Source organism: Microbacterium sp. ZXT2-5 (assembly GCF_055329545.1).
The window spans coordinates 671,466-691,141 of the sequence record NZ_JBUZWD010000002.1 but is presented as its reverse complement, the minus strand read 5'-3'; the positions used below and the strand labels follow the sequence as shown (position 1 = coordinate 691,141).

Below are 19,676 nucleotides of genomic sequence, written 5' to 3'. Positions count from 1 at the left end.
TGCCGCCAACAGTGCCACTACCCTCAGCATGTCTGAGTACTTGCCACTACGCTGCGGGTGATCGCCAAGTCGCCCCCCAGGTCCGCAAACTCGACGTCTAGAGCGAGGATGTCGGGGCGGTCAGTCGGGGTGACGTCGTTGCTCTCGGCGTCGATAACGCGCGACATAGTGACGTCGAGACAAACGACGGCATTAATCCGCTCCATTTCATGTGACGTGCTGGTTCCAGAGAAGCGCATCACCGTCGCCGGGCCTTCGATCTTGAGTGAGCGTTGAGCGAGCGTCTCTTGCGTCTCCAACTCGGATTCGAGGGCTTCGCCGATAAGAAAGTCGGTCGGTGCTGGGGCAGCGTTTGGATCGTCGTGACTTGCGTTCAGCGCATCCACGTACGCCCGGTAGGTCTCCTCGGCGGCGGCGAAGGCTTCTTCCTCGCTGGAGAAGGCCGCCGTGGGGGTAGGGGTGGCCGGCTCGGGGGTCGTGCACCCGGACAGGGCGAGCAGCACCGCAGTGCCGATGACTGCGAGCGCGCGATTCCTCACGCCCCCACGGTAACCGGCAGGCCCGGAGCCGCTCGCGAGTTATCCACACCCGAAGACAGAGAAGCCGGCGATCACGACGGGGGCTCGGATCGCCGGCTTCGGGCGGGTCCGCGGGAAGCCGGCGCTAGGGGGACGCACGGTCCGGGCGAGACGCATCGCCGTTCGGTGCACGAGACGAAACCGGACAGCTCCGCCTCGTGAACGCAACCATGGTGGCACTCCCGCCTGGGAGCCGGCCATGCCTCCGCCGTGCAAACACCGGACGCGCGCGCGGGCACTGCCGGGGCGCCGCCACGCGGCCGCGCCGGGACCGTCCACGGCACGCCGCCGCGGCGGTCGCGGCATCCGGGCGTATCCTCGTGCGATGACCACCGCCGCGGGCCGGCGCGAGCTGCGCGCGCTCCTCGACGAGCTGCACGACGCGGCGACGGCCCGCCTGGCCACCCTGGACGACACGCTCGCCGAGCTCCGCGCCGACCGCGGTGCCGATGTCGCCGACGACGAGCACGACCCCGAGGGTGTCACGCTGTCGGGCGAGTGGGCGCGCGCCGTCGGTCTGGCCGAGGCCGCGCGCAGGGAGATCGGGGAGATCGACGAGGCTGTCCGGCGCTGGGAGGCGGGCACCTACGGGGTCTGCGTGGACTGCGGGCGAGGCATCCCGATCGCACGCCTCCGGGCGCGCCCCTTCGCGACCCGCTGCGTCTCGTGCGCCGAGAAGGCGGGTGCGTGACATGCCGTCCGGCGCCGCCCGCGGCGGGCCGGGAACCGGCTTCCCGCGCGTCGCAGACACCGACCCCTGCCCGTGCGGCAGCGGAGACGCTTTCGGCGGATGCTGCGCCCCGCTGCTGCGCGGGACTCCGGCCCCGACAGCCGAGCGCCTCATGCGCTCGCGCTACACCGCTTTCGTCGTCGGAGACGAGCGTCACCTGTCCGACACGTGGCATCCGGGCACCCGGCCCGAGGAGCTGACCCTCGACCCCGCGCAGCGCTGGACGGGCCTGGAGATCATCGAGGTGGACGCCGGGGCGGAGGGCGACAAGCGCGGGATCGTCGAGTTCCGCGCCGGCTGGCGGTCCGGCGCCGAGCGTGGCGTGCTGCACGAGCGCAGCCGGTTCGTCACGCAGAGCGGGCGGTGGTGGTACCTGGACGGACGCATCGATCCGGGCTGACCGGGCCGCGGCATGCTCGGGCGCCGATAGCGTGAAACCCATGACCACTCACGCCGAGAAAGCACTGACCCTCGCCCGGATGCACGCCGCCCCCGAGATCCTGCGCCTGGTGAACGTCTGGGATGCCGTGTCGACCCGGACCATCGCCGCGCTCCCCGAGACGCGGGCCATCGCGACCGCCGGGCACTCGATCGCCGCGTCGTTCGGCTACCGTGACGGCACCATCCCCCTCGACGTCTCCCTCGACATGCTCGGCCGCATCGTCGAAGCCGCCGGCGACCTGCCGGTGAGCGCCGACCTCGACGCCGGCTACGACGACGCGGGCGAGACCGTCCGCCGGGCGATCGGCGTGGGCGTGGTGGGCGGCAACGTCGAGGACCGGCTGCGACCCCTCGACGAAGCCGTCGCGGCCGTGAAGGCCATCGTCGCCGCCGGTGAGGCCGAGGGCGTGCCGTTCGTGCTCAACGCCCGCACCGACGCCTTCGTGCGTGCGGGGGACCGGCCGGTGGAGGAGTCGATCGCGGACGCGATCGAGCGCGGGCGCGCCTACCTCGACGCCGGCGCCGACCTCGTGTTCGTACCGGGAGTGCTGAACGCCGACGTCACCCGGCAGCTCGTGGACGGCATCGGGGAGCGCAAGATCAGCGTCATCGGCCTGCCCGGCGCCCTCTCGTCGACGGAGTACGAGCAGCTCGGGGTCGCTCGCATCTCGTACGGCCCGACGACGCAGCGCGTGGCGCTGACGGCGCTGCAGGACACCGCGGCCGATCTCTACCGGGGTGGCGTCATCCCGTCGTCGACGCGCGCCCTCAACTGACACCGGCCCGGCCCGGGAATCCCCTCGGGCCGGGGAAGGTTGTCGGGGGTATGGAGCCCGCACCCGTCGACGTCGTCGTGATCGGCGCCGGGCAGGCGGGCCTGTCCGCCGCCTACCACCTGCAGCGGCGCGGCTTCGTGCCGCTCGCGCGAGCGGCGGCCTCCGATCCGTCGTTCGTCGTCCTCGACGCCGACGTGCGGCCGGGCGGCGCGTGGCAGCACCGGTGGGCGTCGCTGCGGATGGCGACGGTCAACGGCATCCACGAGCTGCCGGGCTTCCCGGTTCCGCCCGCCGACCCGGCGGCAGCCAGCCGCGACGTCCTGCCGGCGTACTTCGCCGCGTACGAGGAGCGCTTCGCGCTCGACGTGCTCCGCCCGGTGAGGGTGAGGGCGGTGCGACGCGCCGACTCGGACGGCCGCCTCGTGGTCGAGAGCGACAGCGGCTCCTGGGCCGCAAGGCACGTCGTCAACGCCACCGGCACGTGGCGACGTCCCTTCTGGCCGCACTATCGCGGGCAGGAGCGGTTCCGCGGCCGGCAGCTCCACGTCGCGGACTACGTCTCGGCGGAGGAGTTCCGCGGCAAGCGTGTCGTGATCGTCGGTGCCGGGATCTCGGCCGTGCAGCTGCTCGACGAGATCTCGCACGTGGCCGACACGTTCTGGGTCACCCGGCGGGAACCCCACTGGGTCGACGAGGACTTCGACGTCCCCGCCCGCGTCGCCGCCATCGCCGGGGTCGAGGATCGGGTCCGTCGCGGTCTGCCGCCGGGCAGCGTCATCTCGGTGACGGGCATGCGCTGGACGCCGTGGGCGCGCGCCGCCGAGGCGCGTGGCGTGCTCGTGCGCCATCCGATGTTCACCGGGATCGAGGAGCACGGCGTGCGCATGCCGGACGGGTCCTTCGAGCCGGCCGACGCGATCCTGTGGGCCACGGGCTTCCGGCCTGCGCTCGACCACCTCGCCCCGCTGCGGCTGCGCACCCCCGAGGGAGGCGTCCGTGTCGAGAACGGCCGGTCGATCGACGAGCCACGGCTGTTCCTCATCGGCTACGGACCGTCGCAGTCGACGGTCGGCGCCAATCGCGCCGGGCGCGACGCGGTGCGGGCGATCGTCGCCGAGCGCGAAGCGCTCGCCGCCTGATCCTCAGCGGGGCGCGACGGCGTCCAGAAGCAGGTCGAGGGCGTCATGCGCGGACGCCCGGGCCCGGGCGTCGCCCGGCCCGTCAGCCAGCCACAGCGCCGCCTCGTTCATGGCGCCGCTCAGCTGGCGGGTCACGGCGTCGACGAGACCCGGCGGAACGGTGCCGAGCGCCGCGATCGCCTCGCGCAGCTCACGCCCCGCGGCTTGCGCGTCGAGCTCCCGCCACTGCGCCCACCCCAGGACGGCGGGTGCGTCGACGAGGAGCACGCGCACCGCGCGATCGTCGGTGATCGCGTCGAGGAAGGCATGGCTTCCGGCGCGCAGCTGGTCCGCGGCATCCGTCTCGCTCTCCGCCGCCGCGACGACCCGCGCGGCGATCTCGCCCTGCAGCCGCTCGGCGACGGCGCGGAACAGCCCGGGCTTGCTCCCGTAGTGGTGGTAGACGGCCCCGCGGGTGACGCGCGCGCGGCGGGCGATGTCGTCGACGGATGCCGCGGCGAAGCCATCCGCGGCGAAGCGCTCCTGCGCCGCCTCGAGCACGCGGCGTGAAGTCTCGGCGGCGTCGGCAGCACTTGCTCGGGGCATGGGTTCCTTTACGTGCGTGGTGTATGTATCGTTGGTTACGAACTCATCGTATGTAAAGGAGCCGGCCGATGGAGACGATGACGAGCTTCTACCCGGTGGTCATGACGACGGATGCCGCGGCCGCCGCGCGCTTCTTCGAGGAGCGCTTCGGCTTCACGCGGACGTTCGCGGCCGACTGGTACGTCAGCCTCGTGCGGGACGGAGCAGAGCTGGCGTTCCTCGCGAGCGACCACGACTCGATCCCGGCAGGCTTCGGCGCGCCGGTGCGGGGCGTGCTGCTGAACGTGGAGGTCGACGACGCGCGGGCGGCGTACGAGCGCCTGGTCACCGGTGGCGGAGCGGAATGCGCGCTGGCGCTGCGCGACGAGCCGTTCGGACAGCGGCACTTCATCCTCGCCGCACCCGGCGGCGTGCTCGTAGACGTCATCGAGCCGATCGAGCCCTCGGAGGAGTTCGCCGCGGCGTTCGCGTGAGCAGCGACCGCGACGGTGCCGGGAGGGGCGGCCTGCGTGCGCCCGCGGACCGGAGGCGGTGACCCGGCCGATGGCCCGCTGGCGTAGCGTGGGTGGTCCGACGGAGGGAGTCCCATGGCCCGCATCCTGATCCTCGGTGGCCACGGCAGGGTCGCGCTGCTGCTCGAGCCGCTGCTGGTGTCGCGAGGACACACCGTGACCGCGGTGATCCGCAACCCCGACCATGCCGCCGAGGTCGCGGCGACCGGCGCGCAGGCGCTCGTCGCCGACATCGAGACCTTCGACCTCGACCAGCTGACCAACCTCGTCGCGGGGAACGACGTCGTCGTGTGGTCCGCCGGCGCCGGCGGAGGAGACCCGGCGCGCACGTACGCCGTCGACCGGGATGCGGCGATCCGCTCGATGGACGCCGCCGCGGCCGCGGGCGCGCTGCGGTACGTGATGGTGTCGTGGATCGGCTCCCGGCAGGACCACGGCGTCGCCCGCGACAGCTCGTTCTTCCCGTACGCCGACGCGAAATGGGCCGCCGACGCGCACCTCGCGCAGAGCGGCCTCGACTGGACCATCCTGGCCCCGGGGACGCTGACGCTCGACCCGCCCACCGGACGCATCGCGATCGACCCCGAGGGCTCCGGCGAGGTGCCGCGTGCCGACGTCGCGGCGGTGATCGCGGCGGCGATCGCGGACGACTCGACCATCGGCCGCACCATCCGCTTCGGAGCCGGGGACGAGGCCATCGGCCACGCGGTGGCCGGCTGAGCTCAGTCCTCGCTCGAATGCAGCCCGCGGTGGGCCGAGAGCAGGGTCACCTCGGGCCGCTCGGCCACCAGCCGCTCGGCGTGGTCGAGGACGTCGCGCACGTGCGACGCCCCGGATGCCACGACCGCCACGCCGATCCGGGCGCGTCGGTGCAGGTCGTGCTCGCCGACCTCGGCCGCGGCCGCCTCGGTGCGGCGGCTGAGCTCGGCGATCAGCGGCCGCAGCACGCTGCGCTTCTCCTTCAGCGATCGCACGTCGCCCAGGAGCAGGTCGAACTCGATCCATCCGATCCACATGGGTACATGCTGACAGGGGCCGGGCCCGGGACACCCTATCGTCGGGACGTCTCGCGTCGAGCGGCAGCGCAGCCCGCCGCCCGACCGGGGCCCTTAGGCTCGGAAGCATGCTCGCCACCGTCATCCACGCAGCCAGAGACATCCGCGTCGAGTCCGTCCCCGATCCGGTGCTGTCCACCGGCGGCGATGCGATCGTCCGCGTCGTCGCCGCCTGTGTGTGCGGCTCTGACCTCTGGCCGTACCGCGGCGTGACCCCGACGACCGAGCCGCACCGGATCGGCCACGAGTTCGTCGGCGTGGTCGAGGAGGTCGGCCCCGACGTGAGGATCGTGCGTCCCGGCGACTTCGTGATCGCGCCGTTCTACGTGTGCGACGGCACCTGCGCGAACTGCCGCAACGGCGTCAGCACCTCTTGCCTCACCGGCGGCTGGTGGGGGAGCGACGATCGCTTCGGCGGCTTCGCCGACGGCGGACAGGGCGAGCGCGTCCGCGTGCCGCTCGCGGACGGCACCCTCGCCGTCGTCCCGGGACCGGTGGCCGACGACGAGATCCCCGGTCTGCTCACGCTCAGCGACGTCATGGGCACCGGCCACCACGCCGCCGTCTCTGCCGGAGTCCGGCCCGGCGACAGCGTCGCGGTCGTCGGCGACGGCGCGGTGGGACTGTGCGCGATCATCGCGGCCAAGCGGCTGGGCGCCGGGACCATCATCGCGATGTCGCGCCACCCGCAGCGACAGGCGCTCGCCCGCGAGCTCGGCGCCACCCACATCGTGCAGGAGCGCGGCGATGCGGGCGTCGAGGCCGTCCGCGAGCACACCGACGGCGTCGGCGCAGACCGCGTGCTCGAGTGCGTCGGCACCAAGGAGTCGATGGATCAGGCGCTGCGCTCCACCCGGCCCGGCGGGATGGTCGGATACGTGGGCGTGCCCAACGGCGGCCCCGAGCTGCCGGTGCGTGAGATGTTCGGTCGCAACGTCGGGGTCAACGGCGGCGTCGCGCCGGTCCGCGGCTACATCGAGGAGCTGCTGCCCGACGTCCGCTCGGGCGCGATCCGGCCCGGGCGCGTGTTCGACCTCGTGCTCCCGCTGTCGGAGGCCGCCGAGGCGTATGCCGCGATGGACGAACGACGCGCCGTCAAGGTGCTCCTGCGGCCGTGAGCAGGGACGCGCGCAGCGGCCGATCCGGTGCGCCGGCGATCCGCGACGCGCCCGCGCGCCTGCGCGCGACCGGCCGCGCGTGCGGTAGAACAGCAGAAGTCGAAGGGACACCCGAACCGTGAAGCTCGTCAAGCGCATCGTGCTGCTGCTCGTCATCGCGTTCGCGGTCTTCTACCTCATCACCAGGCCGCAGGACGCGGCGAACGCCGTGCAGGGCGCCATCGGTGCGGTGTGGGGTGCGGGTGCCGCCGTGGTCGACTTCTTCGTGGCCCTCGCCCAGGGCTGACCGTGTTCGATCCGCGGATCGACAAGCACCTGATCACGGATCAGGGGGAGCGGATCGTCGACGAGGTGCGCAAGCACTGGGCCGCCAGCGCCTCGGCCGCGCTCGAGCTGCTCGCCGGCATCGTCGTGCTGCTCCTGACGTTCTCGGTCCCCGCGCAGGCGTGGTGGGTGCCCGCGGTGCTCGGCGGGGCGGTGATGGTGCACGCCGTCTGGCGCCTCTTCGAACAGCACACCGACCGGTTCGTGATCACCAACATGCGGGTGTTCCGCGTGCACGGCATCGTGTCGCAGCGCATCGCGACGATGCCGCTCACGCGCATCCTCGACATCTCGGTGCACAAGCCCGCCATCGGCCGCATCTTCGGCTATGGGCACTTCGTCTTCGAATCGGCCGCCCAGGAGCAGGGCCTTCGCGACATCCGCTACGTGGGCGATCCCGACGGACGCGGTCTGACGATCCAGCGGGTGATCCAGCAGGCGGGCCTGCGCGGTGCCGCCGGGCGGCCCGACTTCGCCGGCGCGCCGATGATGCCCGCTCCGCAGCCGGCGCCCGCCGCCTCGCTCACCACCGCCGAGACTGTGCACGAGAACCATGCCACGGCGCCGGTGCCCGAGGTCCGGCACGCCGCCGCGGCCTCGGGGTGGGACTGGCTCGCCGAGGCGCAGCGGCGCGAGGACCAGCGGCTGGCGCAGCTGCGCGGAGAGCCCGCCCCTGCCGCCGAGGCCTTCGATCCCGACCGCACCAGCACCGCGCCGATCGACCTGCCGCGGTGAGCCGCGGGTCGCCGGCGGCGCCCGAGCCGCGCTTCGCGGGAACATCGCGGGGGACCCCGTCGTTCTGATACCCTGGATCGTCACTCGTGTGGCTGTTTCGCCACGCCTGAGTACCGGTTCGCGCCGGTGACCGGACTCCGCAAGGGCCGGGTGGCATCGCTTTACACAATCCGCTTCGCCTCGGCTCGAGGCATCCGTTCGCGCTCGCGTGGCCGGCTGCCGCTGAAAGCCGCGGCCCGACTCCCAACCCAACAAGGACAACCCACTACATGACTAGCGCAACGACCGCCACGGCCACCAAGCAGGTCGCGATCAACGACATCGGCTCTGCTGAGGACTTCCTGGCCGCGGTCGAGAAGACTCTGAAGTTCTTCAACGACGGCGACCTGATCGAGGGCACCGTGGTGAAGATCGACCGCGACGAGGTCCTCCTCGACGTCGGCTACAAGACCGAGGGTGTCATCCCCTCGCGCGAGCTCTCCATCAAGCACGACGTCGACCCCAACGAGGTCGTCAAGGTCGGCGACGAGGTCGAAGCCCTCGTTCTCCAGAAGGAGGACAAGGAAGGCCGCCTCATCCTCTCCAAGAAGCGTGCGCAGTACGAGCGCGCGTGGGGCGACGTCGAGAAGATCAAGGAGAACGACGGTGTGGTCACCGGCTCCGTGATCGAGGTCGTCAAGGGCGGTCTGATCGTCGACATCGGCCTGCGCGGCTTCCTCCCCGCCTCGCTCATCGAGCTCCGCCGCGTCCGCGACCTCACGCCGTACCTCGGCCAGGAGATCGAGGCGAAGATCCTCGAGCTCGACAAGAACCGCAACAACGTGGTGCTCTCGCGTCGCGCACTGCTCGAGCAGACGCAGTCCGAGTCGCGCACGACGTTCCTCAACAACCTCCACAAGGGCCAGGTCCGCAAGGGCACGGTCTCGTCGATCGTCAACTTCGGTGCGTTCGTCGACCTCGGTGGCGTCGACGGTCTCGTCCACGTCTCGGAGCTGTCGTGGAAGCACATCGAGCACGCGTCCGAGGTCGTCGAGGTGGGCCAGGAGGTCACCGTCGAGATCCTCGAGGTCGACCTGGACCGCGAGCGCGTCTCGCTGTCGCTCAAGGCGACGCAGGAGGACCCGTGGCAGGTCTTCGCCCGCACCCACGCCATCGGCCAGGTCGCGCCGGGCAAGGTCACCAAGCTCGTTCCGTTCGGCGCGTTCGTGCGCGTCGCGGACGGCATCGAGGGCCTCGTGCACATCTCGGAGCTGTCGGGCAAGCACGTCGAGCTCGCCGAGCAGGTCGTGTCGGTCGGTGAAGAGGTCTTCGTCAAGATCATCGACATCGACCTCGAGCGTCGCCGCATCTCGCTCTCGCTCAAGCAGGCGAACGAGTCGGTCGACCCCAACGGCACCGAGTTCGACCCGGCCCTCTACGGCATGGTCACGGAGTACGACGAGAACGGGGAGTACAAGTACCCCGAGGGCTTCGACCCCGAGACCAACGCGTGGCTCGACGGCTTCGACGAGCAGCGCGAGAAGTGGGAGCAGGAGTACGCCGCCGCCCACGCTCGCTGGGAGGCCCACAAGGCCGCCGTCACGAAGGCTCTCGAGGCCGAGGCTGCCGCCCCGGCCGAGACCGGCTCGTCGACCTTCTCGTCCGACAGCAGCCCGGTGGGCACGCTGGCCGACGACGAGGCGCTCGCCGCTCTGCGCGAGAAGCTCTCGGGTCGCTGATCCCGGGCTGAGCCCCGCGGTTCGCTGAACCTCTGGTCGAAGGGCCGTCACCTGCCGGTGGCGGCCCTTTCGCCTGCCTGCCGGGCATCCGCCGTCGCCTCGGCAGCGGCGTCGGTGGTCCTGGGTAGTGTCGCGGTGTGCCCGTGAACCCCGCTCCCGTCCGCTGCGCCGTGGACGACGACGGATGCCGCGGCCCGGTGCCCGCCGGCGCTCCGGTGCCGCTGTGCGAGGCCCACCTGGCGATGGCGGGGGAGTGGGCCGGGGTGGAGTACGGTCTCACCGACGCGCTGCCGTCGCCCTGCCTGCTCTGCGGGTCGCGCCTGGGAGTGCACTACGCATCAGGATGGCTGTGCGCGGTGTGCGAGTGGCGCCACGGCGAGATACCCGACGGCGAGCTGGCGCCCCCGCGCGTGGACGTCGTCTACTACCTCGGCTACGCCGACCGCATCAAGATCGGAACGAGCTCGAACCCGAGGCAGCGCCTGTCGGCGATCTGGCACGACGAGCTCCTCGCCTTCGAACGCGGCGGGCGCGCGCTCGAGCAGCGTCGGCACGCGCAGTTCGCGGCCGACCGCCACCCGCGCACGGAGTGGTTCCGACGCTCCGAAGCCCTCACCGCCCACATCGCCGTGGTCGCCGCCGGGGTCGACGACCCGTGGGATCAGCACGCTCGGTGGCTGAGCGAGGCGCTCGCCGCGCGCGGGTAGGAACCCTACGCTGGGCGGACGGCGGCGGTCGACCCTCCAGCCCGCTCAGAGGAACCGCCTCTAGCGTGTGAGACACCGCACCACCCCGCAGGACGGAGCAGACCATGGGATTCCTCGATCGACTCTTCGGAGGCTCGGACGACGCGCGCCAGGCCCCGCCGGTGCCGCAGAACTCCTACGGCGGGCAGACTCCGCCGTCCCGGCCGGGCATGCAGCCGCCGCGCAGCCAGGACGAGATCGCGGTCGAGCGCTACCGCTACCTGCTGCGGACGGCGCCGCCCGAGACGATCGAACAGGTGCACGCGGAGGCCTTCGCGAAGCTCACCGAGCCGCAGCGGCAGCAGGTGCTCGCCGAGCTCTCCGCGGGCCTGCCGCCGTACGAGCAGCCTCGGTCGACCGACCCGCAGGCGATGGCGCGGGCGGCGACGCGGGCCGAGTACCAGAACCCCGGCTTCATGGAGCGCACCCTCGGGCCGCAGCGACAGGGCGGCGGCCCCTCGTTCGGGTCGATGCTCGGCTCGTCGATCCTCGGCACCGTCGTCGGCTACGTCATCGGCTCCGCGCTCGTGAGCTCGTTCCTGGCGCCCGGCATGGCGTACGACCAGGGCTACCAGGACGGCTCGGCCGCCGAGGACGGCTCCGGCGACGGCGGGGGAGACACCGGAGCGGATGCCGCGGGCGACGCCGGGGCGGGCGACGCCGGGGCGGGCGACGCCGGCTGGGGCGACCCCGGCTCCGGGTGGGGCGGCGACGCGGCCGGCGACATGGGCGGATTCGGAGACATGGGCGGCGACTTCGGCGGCGACTTCGGGTTCTGACTCCTCGCGGGGCGTTCCCGCCCGCTGTCGCGGGACGGGAATGCCGCGCGCGCCCCGCACACGTGCGGGCGGGCATCCGTTAGCGTCGCGGTATGACCGCCGCGAGACCGCGCGAACCGGGCGTGCTCACCGGCCGCCCGCGCCCGGGAGTGACGGCACCCGACGCGGCCGACCGCACGCGCGGTCGCACGGCGACGCTCAATCAGCTGCTGCTGGCGGCCGTCGTCTTCGTCCTCGGCGTGTTCGTGGCGATCGGGCCGTTCGCGGGCGACCCGCAGCTGTTCTTCCTCGGCGTGGTGATCGTGGTCGTCGTCGCGGCGGCGACCGTCGTCATCCCGTGGGGCCGCATCAGCTACGGCTGGGTCGCGCTGGTGCCGGCCGTCGACATCCTCGCGATCACACTGATGCAGGTCGCAGCACCCGACACCGTCATCGGCCTCCTGTGGATCTTCCCCACGACCTGGCTCGCCGGCGGTTTCGGGCTGATGGGGCTGTCGGGGGTGATCGTGGCGATCGCGGGCATCGCCAGCGTGCTGGCCGCGCTCAGCGCGACGGAGGTCACGTACCTCACCTTCCTGCTCCCGCTCGTGCTGACCGCGCTGGCGGCGACGAGCCACCTCAACGCGCGGCGCTCGGACGCGCAGCGGATGCTGCTGGCCAAGCAGTCCGAGCTGCTGCGGAGCGTCCTGGCCCGTACCCGCCGACAGGAGCAGGTCGTCACCGAGGTGCTCGACGCCGTCGACTTCGGAGTCGTGCGGCTGCGCCCCGACGGGCGGGTCACGATCACCAACGAGGCGCACGGCAGACTGCAGCTGGGCCTCGAACCGGACGAGGCGTCCGAGGTGCCCGCCTTCCGGGACGACGGCACCTCCCGGATGCCGCACGACGAGCTTCCGCTCGAACGGGCGCGGCGCGGCGAGGCGTTCGACGATCAGGTGGTGTGGTTCGGTGAGGAGCCCGGCCCGCGTCGCGCGCTGAACATCACGGCGCGGCGCATCACCGACCCGGACGGGGGCGACGCGGGCGCCGTGGTCGTGTCGCGCGACGTGACCGCCGAGCTGACCGCTCTCCGTGCCCGGGACGACCTGGTCGCCTCGGTCTCGCACGAGCTGCGCACCCCCCTCACGTCGATCCTCGGCTACCTCGATCTGGCGATCGAGGACCCCGACACCCCCGAGACCGTGCGTGCCGGGCTCGACATCGCCGAGCGCAACGCCGAGCGACTGCTGCGGATCGTCGCCGACATCCTGGCGGCGTCGAGCTCGTCCCCGTCCTCGGTGGCGGCCTCGCTCGTGCCCCAGCTGCTCGACGCGCGCGAGCTCGTGGGCGCCGCCGCAGCCGATGCGGCGCCTCGTGCCGCGGCACGCGCCATCACGATCGACCAGACGGGGCTGGAGCCGGCGGCGGCGTGGGCGGACCCGCTGCGGCTCCGGCAGGTCGTCGACAACCTGGTCTCCAACGCCATCGCGTACAACAAGGACGGCGGCACCGTGTTCGTCGGGACCACCAGCGACGGGACGTCGAGCTGGATCCTGGTGCGCGACACCGGCGTCGGCATCTCGGACGCCGATCGCTCGCGCCTGTTCCAGCGGTACTACAAGGCGGGAGGGGAGCGCCGCGCCGGGACCGGGCTGGGCCTGGCGATCACCCGCGACATCGTGCGGGCCCACGGGGGCGAGCTCGCCCTGCACACCGCTCCCGGCGTGGGCTCGACGTTCATCGTCAAGCTGCCCGCGGTCGCCCCGGAAGGAGACGGATCATGACGCTCGACCTCGCCAGCGTCCACCTCATCACCGCGCTCGTGGTCAATGTCAGCGGCGTGCTGTTCATCATCGAGACGATCCTCCGCCGCGACGAGGGCGCCGGCCGGATCTGGTCGCTCGCATTCCTCGCCGGCATGCTCACGACGCTCGCCTACACCGTCTGGGTGCTGTCGGAGGGCGCCTGGTGGGCCATCGCCGTCGGGAACGCCTCCTTCGTCGCCGGCACGGGGTGCATGTGGCTCGGATGCCGCCGCTTCAACGGCCGCCGGATGCAGTGGGCGTCGCTCGTGGTCGCGGCCGGGGTGATCGGGGCCGCTGCGGCGGTCGCGGTGGAGGGCGCGCAGGGCGGGGACTGGGCGGGCGCGCTGTGGATGTTCGTGCCGCTGCTGGCCTTCGCCGCGGCCGGCGCGGTGGAGTGCTTCCGTGGCGACATGCGGGAGTCGCGCACCGCGTGGGTGCTGGGCGCGGTCCTCGGCTTCCAATCGCTGTACTACGTGTCGCGCACGACGGCATTCGTGACGTCGGGACCCGACAGCGCGCTGTTCCGGACCGCGTTCGGCACCATCAGCACGAGCTTCCTCACCGTCACCCTCACCATCGTCGCGGTCGTCGTGACCTCGGTGCTGCGGGCGAGCCGCGCGCCGATGCGGGGCTACCTCATGCGCGCTCCGTCCGACGACGCCGAATCGGGCATCGTCGACGGGTCCTCCTTCCCCGCCCTCCTCGAGGTGCTGTGCGACCGGGCGTCGCGGCGCGGAGAGCTCGTGGCCGTGACGTCCGTGCGACTGGACGACCTCGACGAGATCTCCACGGCCTTCGGAAGCGATGTGGCCGGCGCGGTCTCGGAGACGTGGCGTGCAGGGGTCCGGCGGCACGCGCCCACCAACGCGGTCGTCGCCGAGGACGGCCCCACCGGGTTCGTCGTGGCCCTCGCGGTCGCCTCCGGGCCGGAGGCGCGCCGCCAGGCCGGCGCGATCTACCGCGCGCTGTTCGACGACCTCGCCAAGGTCGGCGAAGGCGTGATCCCCGTTGTCGGCGTCGGGGTCGCCCTGAGCGACTCCGCCGGCTACGAGCCCGCCCGCCTCGTCGGCGCGGCGCGCGACGCCGCCAGCCGGGCGGCTGCGAACGTCGAGACCTCGGTGCTGGTCGACGAGGGCGAGTGACCGGCGTGGACGGCGGGGTGGTCAGGCGGTGAGCCGGTAGCCGACGCCCCGCACCGTCTCGATCCACCGCGGCTGAGACGGCGACTCGCCGAGCTTGCGCCGCAGATTGGCCATGTGCACCTCGATGGCGCGGGCGTCGCTGTCGCTGACGAAGTCATTCGCCACGTACTGGTCGCCGCGCAGCATGATCGCGAGGTCCGCCTTCGCGCGCACGCGCCGGCCGGCGACCAGCAGGTCGGCGAGGATGTCGAACTCGCTGCGCGTGAGGTCGATGTCGTGGCCGTCGACGGTGACGATGTGCGTCTCGGCGTTGAGCCGGAGGCCGCGGTGCTCGAGCCACGAACCGTCGTCGTCGGCGGGCGGCGCGGCATCCGCTGACTCGGCCGGCGCGACGTGGCGGGGCCTGCGCAGCATGGCGTCGATCCGCGCGCGCAGCTCGCGGGGCCGGAACGGCTTCGCGACGTAGTCGTCGGCCCCCGCTTCGAGGCCCTGCAGGGCGTCGATCTCCTCCGTGCGCGCGCTCAGCATGACGATGTAGGTCGAGCTGATGGCGCGGATGCGCTTGGCCGTCTCGAAGCCGTCCATGCCGGGCATGTTGACATCGAGGGTCGTCACCAGCGGTCGGCGCTCGCGCACGAGCTGGACCCCGTCGGCACCGTTGGCCGCGCCGTGAACCTCGAACCCGGCCTGTCCGAGGACGGTGGACAGCAGCGACCGGATGTCTGCCTCGTCTTCGATGACGACGGCGATGCGGGATTCCTCCACCGTTGCACCTTCCCCGAACGGTGTCGCGGACGACCGGTCCTGGACGTCCGAAATGATATCCCAGAACACGGTCTGGAATCCGCGGGGCCGATCGTCCATCAGCGGACGCGGCGAGGAAGGAAGCCGGCAGCGGCGAGAGCTCGGCGGCTCGTCCCGGCTGGAAGACAGGGCGCGCGGAGGGCGGGAGATGCCCCCATTCCCCGCCCCACGCGCGTCCTCGACGTGCGGGGCCCGGCCGCCTTCGTCCCCACGCGAGCGGCCGGCCCGCACTCCCGGACGATCCCACCGCGCCTGCCATCGAGCTGACGGGCGGCGCGGCGTGTGCGGAGGGGCGGATCGGCGTCGTGCGCAACGTGGTCGCGTCCGGCGCTCATCCTCCGCCCTCCCCAGCTCCGCACCTGCGGATCTGTCCTTCGGGTGCCCCCGACGCTACTCCCGGCCCCTCAACTCCCGCTCAGCGCAGCCTCAAGAAGTCCGCAGGCTTGCCGGCGTCGCGGACGGTGGCGGACGTGGCATCCTCGACTCATGCCGCTCGTCGCCCTCACCGGAGGCATCGCCTCGGGAAAGTCCACGATCGCCCGCCGCCTGGCCGAGCACGGCGCCGTCGTGATCGACGCCGACCAGCTCGTGCGCGAAGTGCAGGCACCCGGCTCGCCGGTGCTCGACGCGATCGCCGACGCCTTCGGCGACGAGATGCTGCGACCCGACGGATCCCTCGACCGTGCGGCGCTGGGCAGCCGTGTCTTCGGCGATGAGGCGGCGATCCGCCGGCTCAACGCCATCGTGCATCCCGCCGTCCGGGCGGAGTCGGCGCGCCGTTTCGCCGAGGCCTTCGCGGCCGACCCTGCCGCGATCGTCGTCTACGACGTGCCGCTCCTGGTGGAGGCCCGCGCGGAGGACCCGTGGGAGCTCGTCGTCGTGGCGCACGCTCCCGCAGACATCCGGGCCGCGCGGCTCGTCGAGCTGCGCGGGCTCAGCGAGGTGGAGGCCGCCGCGCGGATCGCGTCGCAGGCTCCCGACGAGGCGCGCCTTCGCATCGCCGACGTGGTGATCGACACCGCGGGGACCCTCGACGAGACGCTGCGCCAGACCGACGAGCTGTGGAACCGCCTGCCGGAGCACGTCGGCGGACGCACGGGCCGGGGTTAGCCTCGGGAGCTCTCTGTGTCCGGAGGGGGCGGGGGAGCGGCATCCGTCGTCGTACCGAGCCGCCGCCGGCGCCGTGCCCGCAGGGCGAGCGCGACCGCGACGACGAGCGCGATCATGATGACGAGCGCGACGAGGGGCAGCAGGATGGCGAACACCGACAGGCCGAGCGCTGTCGCGTCCTCGGCGGTGCTGACGGCGGGCGCAGCCATGCCCGCCGTGGCCAGGTTGGCCGCCGGACGGATGGCCGTCTTCGCGACGTGGACGGCCAGTGCGATGACGACGCCGACGACGATCGGGATCCAGGCCGTCCCCGCGAACAGGTCCGGGTCGTCCACCCGGACCGTCTCGGCGCTCGAGCCCGCGCCGAACGCGATGCCTCCCGCCACCGGCCGCACCGCGGTCTGGATCACGTCGTTGACGGAGTCGACGGCGGGGATCTTGTCGGCGACGATCTCCACGACGAGGAGCACGCCGACGATCCACAGTGCGGCATCCGACGACAGCCACGCCCAGCCGGCGGGCAGCTCGACGGCCGGAACGAAGCGATCGGCGATCCCCAGCACGAACAGCGGCATCCACGCGTTCAGGCCCGCCGCGGTGGCCAGCCCCGATCCGACGATGAACTCCAGCACGCGTCCACTCTAGATTCCCGCCGCCCGGACCGACCCGCGCACGCGCGCGTACCGCGGCGCGGCTGCGCGGCGTACCCTGGGAACGGATCCTGGGGGTGTCACATGGGCGTGTTCTCGAGACTCAGACGGCGTCGCGACCCGTACCGGTCGGTGACGGAGGAGGAGCGCATCTCGCGCTACGTCTATCTGCTCAACACGCTGCCCGCGTCGGTGATCGAGAGTGCGCACGCGTCGGCGTTCAAGGACGTGCCGCCCGAGCGACGCCGTGAGATGTTCGAGCAGCTCCGGCCCTTCCTGTCCGATTCCGAGCGGGACGCCGCCGCCGAGGACCCGACCGTCATCGCACGGCTCGTCCGCAGGGCCGAGGAGCACCGGGCGCGCCGCGCGCAGGCCGCCGAGACGGATGCCGCGACCCGCGCTGCGCCCGAGACGGCGCGCACGGCGGTCGGCGTCGAGGACGGTGATCCTCGGGACGGGGTCGACGCGCGGGCGATGCTGATGAACGTGGGCGTGATGGCCTTCGTCGCGAATCAGTTCCTGCTGTCGAGCTCGGTGGCCGCGTACTACACGGTCGGCGCGGGATCGCTCCAGATCGGGTCCGAGCCCGGCTGGGTGGGCGAGACCTTCGACCCGGCTTCGGCGGGGCTCGACGGCGGCTTCGGCGGAGGCTTCGACGGCGGCGGATCCGGGGGAGCGGACGGCGGCGGGTTCGCAGGCTTCGACGCCGGCGGCTTCAGCGGAGGCTTCGACGGCGGGGGCGGCTTCGGCGGATAGCCGGTGAGACCGTGGGCCCTCCCCGGGCGAGGCATCCGCTCGCGGCGAACGCCGCCCCGGTGTCGGTGGTGACGCCTACGCTGGATCGAGTGCAGACCACACGATCCGTGCGACCGTTCGAGGTCGTGAGCGAATTCGCCCCGTCGGGCGATCAGCCACAGGCGATCGCCGAGCTGGCGGCGCGCATCAATGCCGGCGAGACGGACGTCGTGCTGCTCGGGGCGACGGGTACCGGCAAGTCCGCCACCACGGCGTGGCTCGTCGAGGCGGTCCAGCGCCCGACGCTCGTGCTCGCCCACAACAAGACGCTGGCGGCGCAGCTCGCGAACGAGTTCCGCGAGCTCATGCCCCACAACGCCGTCGAGTACTTCGTCAGCTACTACGACTACTACCAGCCCGAGGCGTACGTCCCCCAGACCGACACCTTCATCGAGAAGGACTCCTCGATCAACGCCGAGGTCGAGCGCCTGCGGCACTCCACCACCAACTCGCTGCTGAGCCGCCGCGACGTCGTCGTGGTCAGCACCGTCTCGTGCATCTACGGCCTCGGCTCCCCCGAGGAGTACCTGCGCGCGATGGTGGCGCTCCAGGTCGGCGAGCGGTACGACCGCGACGCGCTGATCCGCAAGTTCATCGCGATGCAGTACAACCGCAACGACGTCGACTTCTCGCGCGGCAACTTCCGCGTCCGCGGCGACACGATCGAGATCATCCCGGTCTACGAGGAGTACGCCATCCGCGTCGAGATGTTCGGCGACGAGATCGAGGCCCTCTTCATGCTCCACCCGCTCACCGGCGACGTCGTGCAGCGCCTGGACTCCGTGCCGATCTTCCCCGCGACGCACTACGCGGCCGGCACCGAGACGGTGCAGCGCGCGATCGGCACCATCGAGCACGAGCTCGAGCAGCGTCTGAAAGAGCTCGAGTCGCAGAACAAGCTCCTCGAGGCGCAGCGCCTGCGGATGCGCACGACGTTCGACCTCGAGATGCTCCAGCAGCTCGGCTTCTGCTCGGGCATCGAGAACTACTCCCGCCACCTCGACGGTCGCATGGCGGGGGAGCCGCCCCATACGCTGCTGGACTTCTTCCCCGACGACTTCCTCATGGTGATCGACGAGTCGCACGTGACCGTGCCGCAGATCGGTGCGATGTACGAGGGGGATGCCTCCCGCAAGCGCACGCTCGTCGAGCACGGCTTCCGGCTGCCGAGCGCGATGGACAACCGGCCGCTGCGGTGGGACGAGTTCAAGGAGCGCGTGGGGCAGACGGTCTACCTGTCGGCCACACCGGGGCGCTACGAGATGGGGATCGCCGACGGCGTGGTGGAGCAGATCATCCGGCCGACGGGCCTGGTCGACCCCGAGATCATCGTCAAGCCGTCCAAGGGCCAGATCGACGATCTGCTCGAAGAGATCCGCCTGCGCGTCGAGCGCGACGAGCGCGTGCTGGTGACGACGCTCACCAAGAAGATGGCCGAGGAGCTCACCGACTTCCTCGGCGAGCACGGCGTGCGCGTGCGCTACCTCCACTCCGACGTCGACACGCTGCGCCGTGTCGAACTGCTCAGCGAGCTGCGGGCCGGCGTGTACGACGTGCTGGTCGGCATCAACCTCCTCCGCGAGGGCCTGGACCTGCCCGAGGTGTCGCTGGTGTCGATCCTCGACGCCGACAAAGAGGGCTTCCTCCGCAGCGGCACGTCCCTCATCCAGACGATCGGCCGTGCGGCCCGGAACGTGTCGGGCCAGGTGCACATGTACGCCGACACCGTCACCGACTCGATGCGCAACGCGATCGAAGAGACCGACCGTCGCCGCGAGAAGCAGGTCGCGTACAACACGGCCCACGGCATCGATCCGCAGCCGCTGCGCAAGCGCATCGCCGACATCACCGAGGTCCTCGCACGGGAGGCTTCCGACACCGATCGGATGCTCCGGGGCAAGGCTGCCGCCAAGACGAAGTCGGGCGTCGGCAAGAGCCCGACCCCGCAGCTGCGCCGGGAGGGGATCGCCGCCGAGGGTGCGGAGCAGCTCGAGGCGACGATCGCCGACCTCAGCCAGCAGATGCTCGCGGCGGCGGGGGAGCTGAAGTTCGAGCTCGCAGCCCGGCTGCGCGACGAGGTGCAGGACCTCAAGAAGGAGCTGCGCGCGATGGAGCGGGCCGGCCACGCCTAGCGCCCGCGCAAGCGGTCGACGCG

Annotated in this window: 22 protein-coding genes; 17 read left to right on the top strand and 5 right to left on the bottom strand. The window is 72.1% G+C overall.

All coding sequences use genetic code 11. The features are described 5' to 3' along the window. Window positions 1-23 precede the first annotated feature (23 nt). The gene (locus tag ACZBH1_RS16800) at window positions 24-539 is read right to left on the bottom strand and encodes a hypothetical protein (protein WP_463646982.1); all 516 of its coding nucleotides are present in this window, start codon (window positions 537-539) and stop codon (window positions 24-26) included. A 364-nt stretch (window positions 540-903) separates the two neighbouring features. Here ACZBH1_RS16800 and ACZBH1_RS16795 point away from each other — a divergent pair, with 364 nt between their 5' ends. From ACZBH1_RS16795 to ACZBH1_RS16780, 4 genes are read left to right on the top strand one after another with little or no spacing between them, the layout of a single operon-like run. After that, entirely contained in the window at window positions 904-1,269 is a 366-nt protein-coding gene (locus tag ACZBH1_RS16795; RefSeq protein ID WP_378880546.1) for a TraR/DksA family transcriptional regulator, read from the top strand. 1 nt (window position 1,270) lies between these two features. Then, complete coding sequence (locus tag ACZBH1_RS16790) at window positions 1,271-1,708, top strand: YchJ family protein (RefSeq protein ID WP_378881283.1); 438 nt, start codon at window positions 1,271-1,273, stop codon at window positions 1,706-1,708. A 40-nt stretch (window positions 1,709-1,748) separates the two neighbouring features. Next, window positions 1,749-2,525, top strand: coding sequence for an isocitrate lyase/PEP mutase family protein (locus tag ACZBH1_RS16785; protein WP_378880548.1), 777 nt, complete (start codon window positions 1,749-1,751; stop codon window positions 2,523-2,525). A gap of 50 nt (window positions 2,526-2,575) precedes the next feature. After that, window positions 2,576-3,664 carry an NAD(P)-binding domain-containing protein gene (locus ACZBH1_RS16780; protein ID WP_378880551.1) on the top strand — a complete coding sequence of 363 codons (1,089 nt, stop codon included), beginning with the start codon at window positions 2,576-2,578 and terminating at the stop codon, window positions 3,662-3,664. A gap of 3 nt (window positions 3,665-3,667) precedes the next feature. Here the strand turns inward: ACZBH1_RS16780 and ACZBH1_RS16775 are convergent, their stop codons facing one another. Beyond that, entirely contained in the window at window positions 3,668-4,249 is a 582-nt protein-coding gene (locus ACZBH1_RS16775) for a TetR/AcrR family transcriptional regulator (protein WP_336397830.1), read from the bottom strand. Between the two features lie 68 nt (window positions 4,250-4,317). On the opposite strand from ACZBH1_RS16775, the gene ACZBH1_RS16770 reads away from it, so the two are divergent. After that, window positions 4,318-4,722 carry a VOC family protein gene (locus ACZBH1_RS16770; RefSeq protein ID WP_463646981.1) on the top strand — a complete coding sequence of 135 codons (405 nt, stop codon included), beginning with the start codon at window positions 4,318-4,320 and terminating at the stop codon, window positions 4,720-4,722. A 114-nt stretch (window positions 4,723-4,836) separates the two neighbouring features. After that, window positions 4,837-5,481 (top strand): SDR family oxidoreductase, encoded by a 645-nt coding sequence (locus tag ACZBH1_RS16765; protein ID WP_336397832.1) that lies wholly within the window; start codon window positions 4,837-4,839, stop codon window positions 5,479-5,481. Between the two features lie 2 nt (window positions 5,482-5,483). On the opposite strand, the gene ACZBH1_RS16760 is transcribed toward ACZBH1_RS16765, so the two are convergent. Beyond that, the gene (locus ACZBH1_RS16760) at window positions 5,484-5,777 is read right to left on the bottom strand and encodes a DUF503 domain-containing protein (RefSeq protein ID WP_463646980.1); all 294 of its coding nucleotides are present in this window, start codon (window positions 5,775-5,777) and stop codon (window positions 5,484-5,486) included. 107 nt (window positions 5,778-5,884) lie between these two features. On the opposite strand from ACZBH1_RS16760, the gene ACZBH1_RS16755 reads away from it, so the two are divergent. From ACZBH1_RS16755 to ACZBH1_RS16720, 8 genes are all read left to right on the top strand, one after another. After that, window positions 5,885-6,934, top strand: a complete 1,050-nt coding sequence (locus ACZBH1_RS16755) for a zinc-dependent alcohol dehydrogenase family protein (RefSeq protein WP_463646979.1) — start codon at window positions 5,885-5,887, stop codon at window positions 6,932-6,934. A gap of 118 nt (window positions 6,935-7,052) precedes the next feature. Then, the gene (locus ACZBH1_RS16750; protein ID WP_336397835.1) at window positions 7,053-7,220 is read left to right on the top strand and encodes a hypothetical protein; all 168 of its coding nucleotides are present in this window, start codon (window positions 7,053-7,055) and stop codon (window positions 7,218-7,220) included. A gap of 2 nt (window positions 7,221-7,222) precedes the next feature. Continuing rightward, window positions 7,223-7,993: a PH domain-containing protein gene (locus ACZBH1_RS16745; RefSeq protein ID WP_463646978.1), complete on the top strand. Its 771-nt coding sequence runs from the start codon at window positions 7,223-7,225 to the stop codon at window positions 7,991-7,993. A 269-nt stretch (window positions 7,994-8,262) separates the two neighbouring features. After that, window positions 8,263-9,711: a 30S ribosomal protein S1 gene (rpsA, locus tag ACZBH1_RS16740; RefSeq protein WP_336397837.1), complete on the top strand. Its 1,449-nt coding sequence runs from the start codon at window positions 8,263-8,265 to the stop codon at window positions 9,709-9,711. A 137-nt stretch (window positions 9,712-9,848) separates the two neighbouring features. Then, window positions 9,849-10,418 (top strand): GIY-YIG nuclease family protein, encoded by a 570-nt coding sequence (locus ACZBH1_RS16735; RefSeq protein ID WP_463646977.1) that lies wholly within the window; start codon window positions 9,849-9,851, stop codon window positions 10,416-10,418. Window positions 10,419-10,522: 104 nt separating this feature from the next. Next, window positions 10,523-11,236 carry a hypothetical protein gene (locus tag ACZBH1_RS16730; RefSeq protein ID WP_463646976.1) on the top strand — a complete coding sequence of 238 codons (714 nt, stop codon included), beginning with the start codon at window positions 10,523-10,525 and terminating at the stop codon, window positions 11,234-11,236. A 92-nt stretch (window positions 11,237-11,328) separates the two neighbouring features. Further along, window positions 11,329-12,999: a sensor histidine kinase gene (locus ACZBH1_RS16725; protein ID WP_463646975.1), complete on the top strand. Its 1,671-nt coding sequence runs from the start codon at window positions 11,329-11,331 to the stop codon at window positions 12,997-12,999. After that, on the top strand, window positions 12,996-14,162 hold the full coding sequence (locus ACZBH1_RS16720; RefSeq protein ID WP_463646974.1) for a hypothetical protein: 1,167 nt from the start codon (window positions 12,996-12,998) through the stop codon (window positions 14,160-14,162). The genes ACZBH1_RS16725 and ACZBH1_RS16720 overlap by 4 nt, the downstream gene beginning before the upstream one ends. Before the next feature lie 21 nt (window positions 14,163-14,183). Here the strand turns inward: ACZBH1_RS16720 and ACZBH1_RS16715 are convergent, their stop codons facing one another. Then, a complete protein-coding gene (locus tag ACZBH1_RS16715) occupies window positions 14,184-14,927 on the bottom strand; it encodes a response regulator transcription factor (protein ID WP_463646973.1) in 744 nt (247 codons plus the stop codon). 525 nt (window positions 14,928-15,452) lie between these two features. On the opposite strand from ACZBH1_RS16715, the gene coaE reads away from it, so the two are divergent. Continuing rightward, window positions 15,453-16,076 (top strand): dephospho-CoA kinase, encoded by a 624-nt coding sequence (coaE, locus tag ACZBH1_RS16710; protein WP_463646972.1) that lies wholly within the window; start codon window positions 15,453-15,455, stop codon window positions 16,074-16,076. On the opposite strand, the gene ACZBH1_RS16705 is transcribed toward coaE, so the two are convergent. Further along, the gene (locus ACZBH1_RS16705) at window positions 16,073-16,708 is read right to left on the bottom strand and encodes a DUF4126 domain-containing protein (RefSeq protein ID WP_463646971.1); all 636 of its coding nucleotides are present in this window, start codon (window positions 16,706-16,708) and stop codon (window positions 16,073-16,075) included. The genes coaE and ACZBH1_RS16705 overlap by 4 nt on opposite strands. A 102-nt stretch (window positions 16,709-16,810) precedes the next feature. Here ACZBH1_RS16705 and ACZBH1_RS16700 point away from each other — a divergent pair, with 102 nt between their 5' ends. Further along, window positions 16,811-17,482 carry a hypothetical protein gene (locus tag ACZBH1_RS16700; protein ID WP_452324304.1) on the top strand — a complete coding sequence of 224 codons (672 nt, stop codon included), beginning with the start codon at window positions 16,811-16,813 and terminating at the stop codon, window positions 17,480-17,482. Between the two features lie 89 nt (window positions 17,483-17,571). Beyond that, a complete protein-coding gene (uvrB, locus tag ACZBH1_RS16695; RefSeq protein WP_336397846.1) occupies window positions 17,572-19,653 on the top strand; it encodes an excinuclease ABC subunit UvrB in 2,082 nt (693 codons plus the stop codon). The last annotated feature ends 23 nt before the right edge of the window (window positions 19,654-19,676 follow it).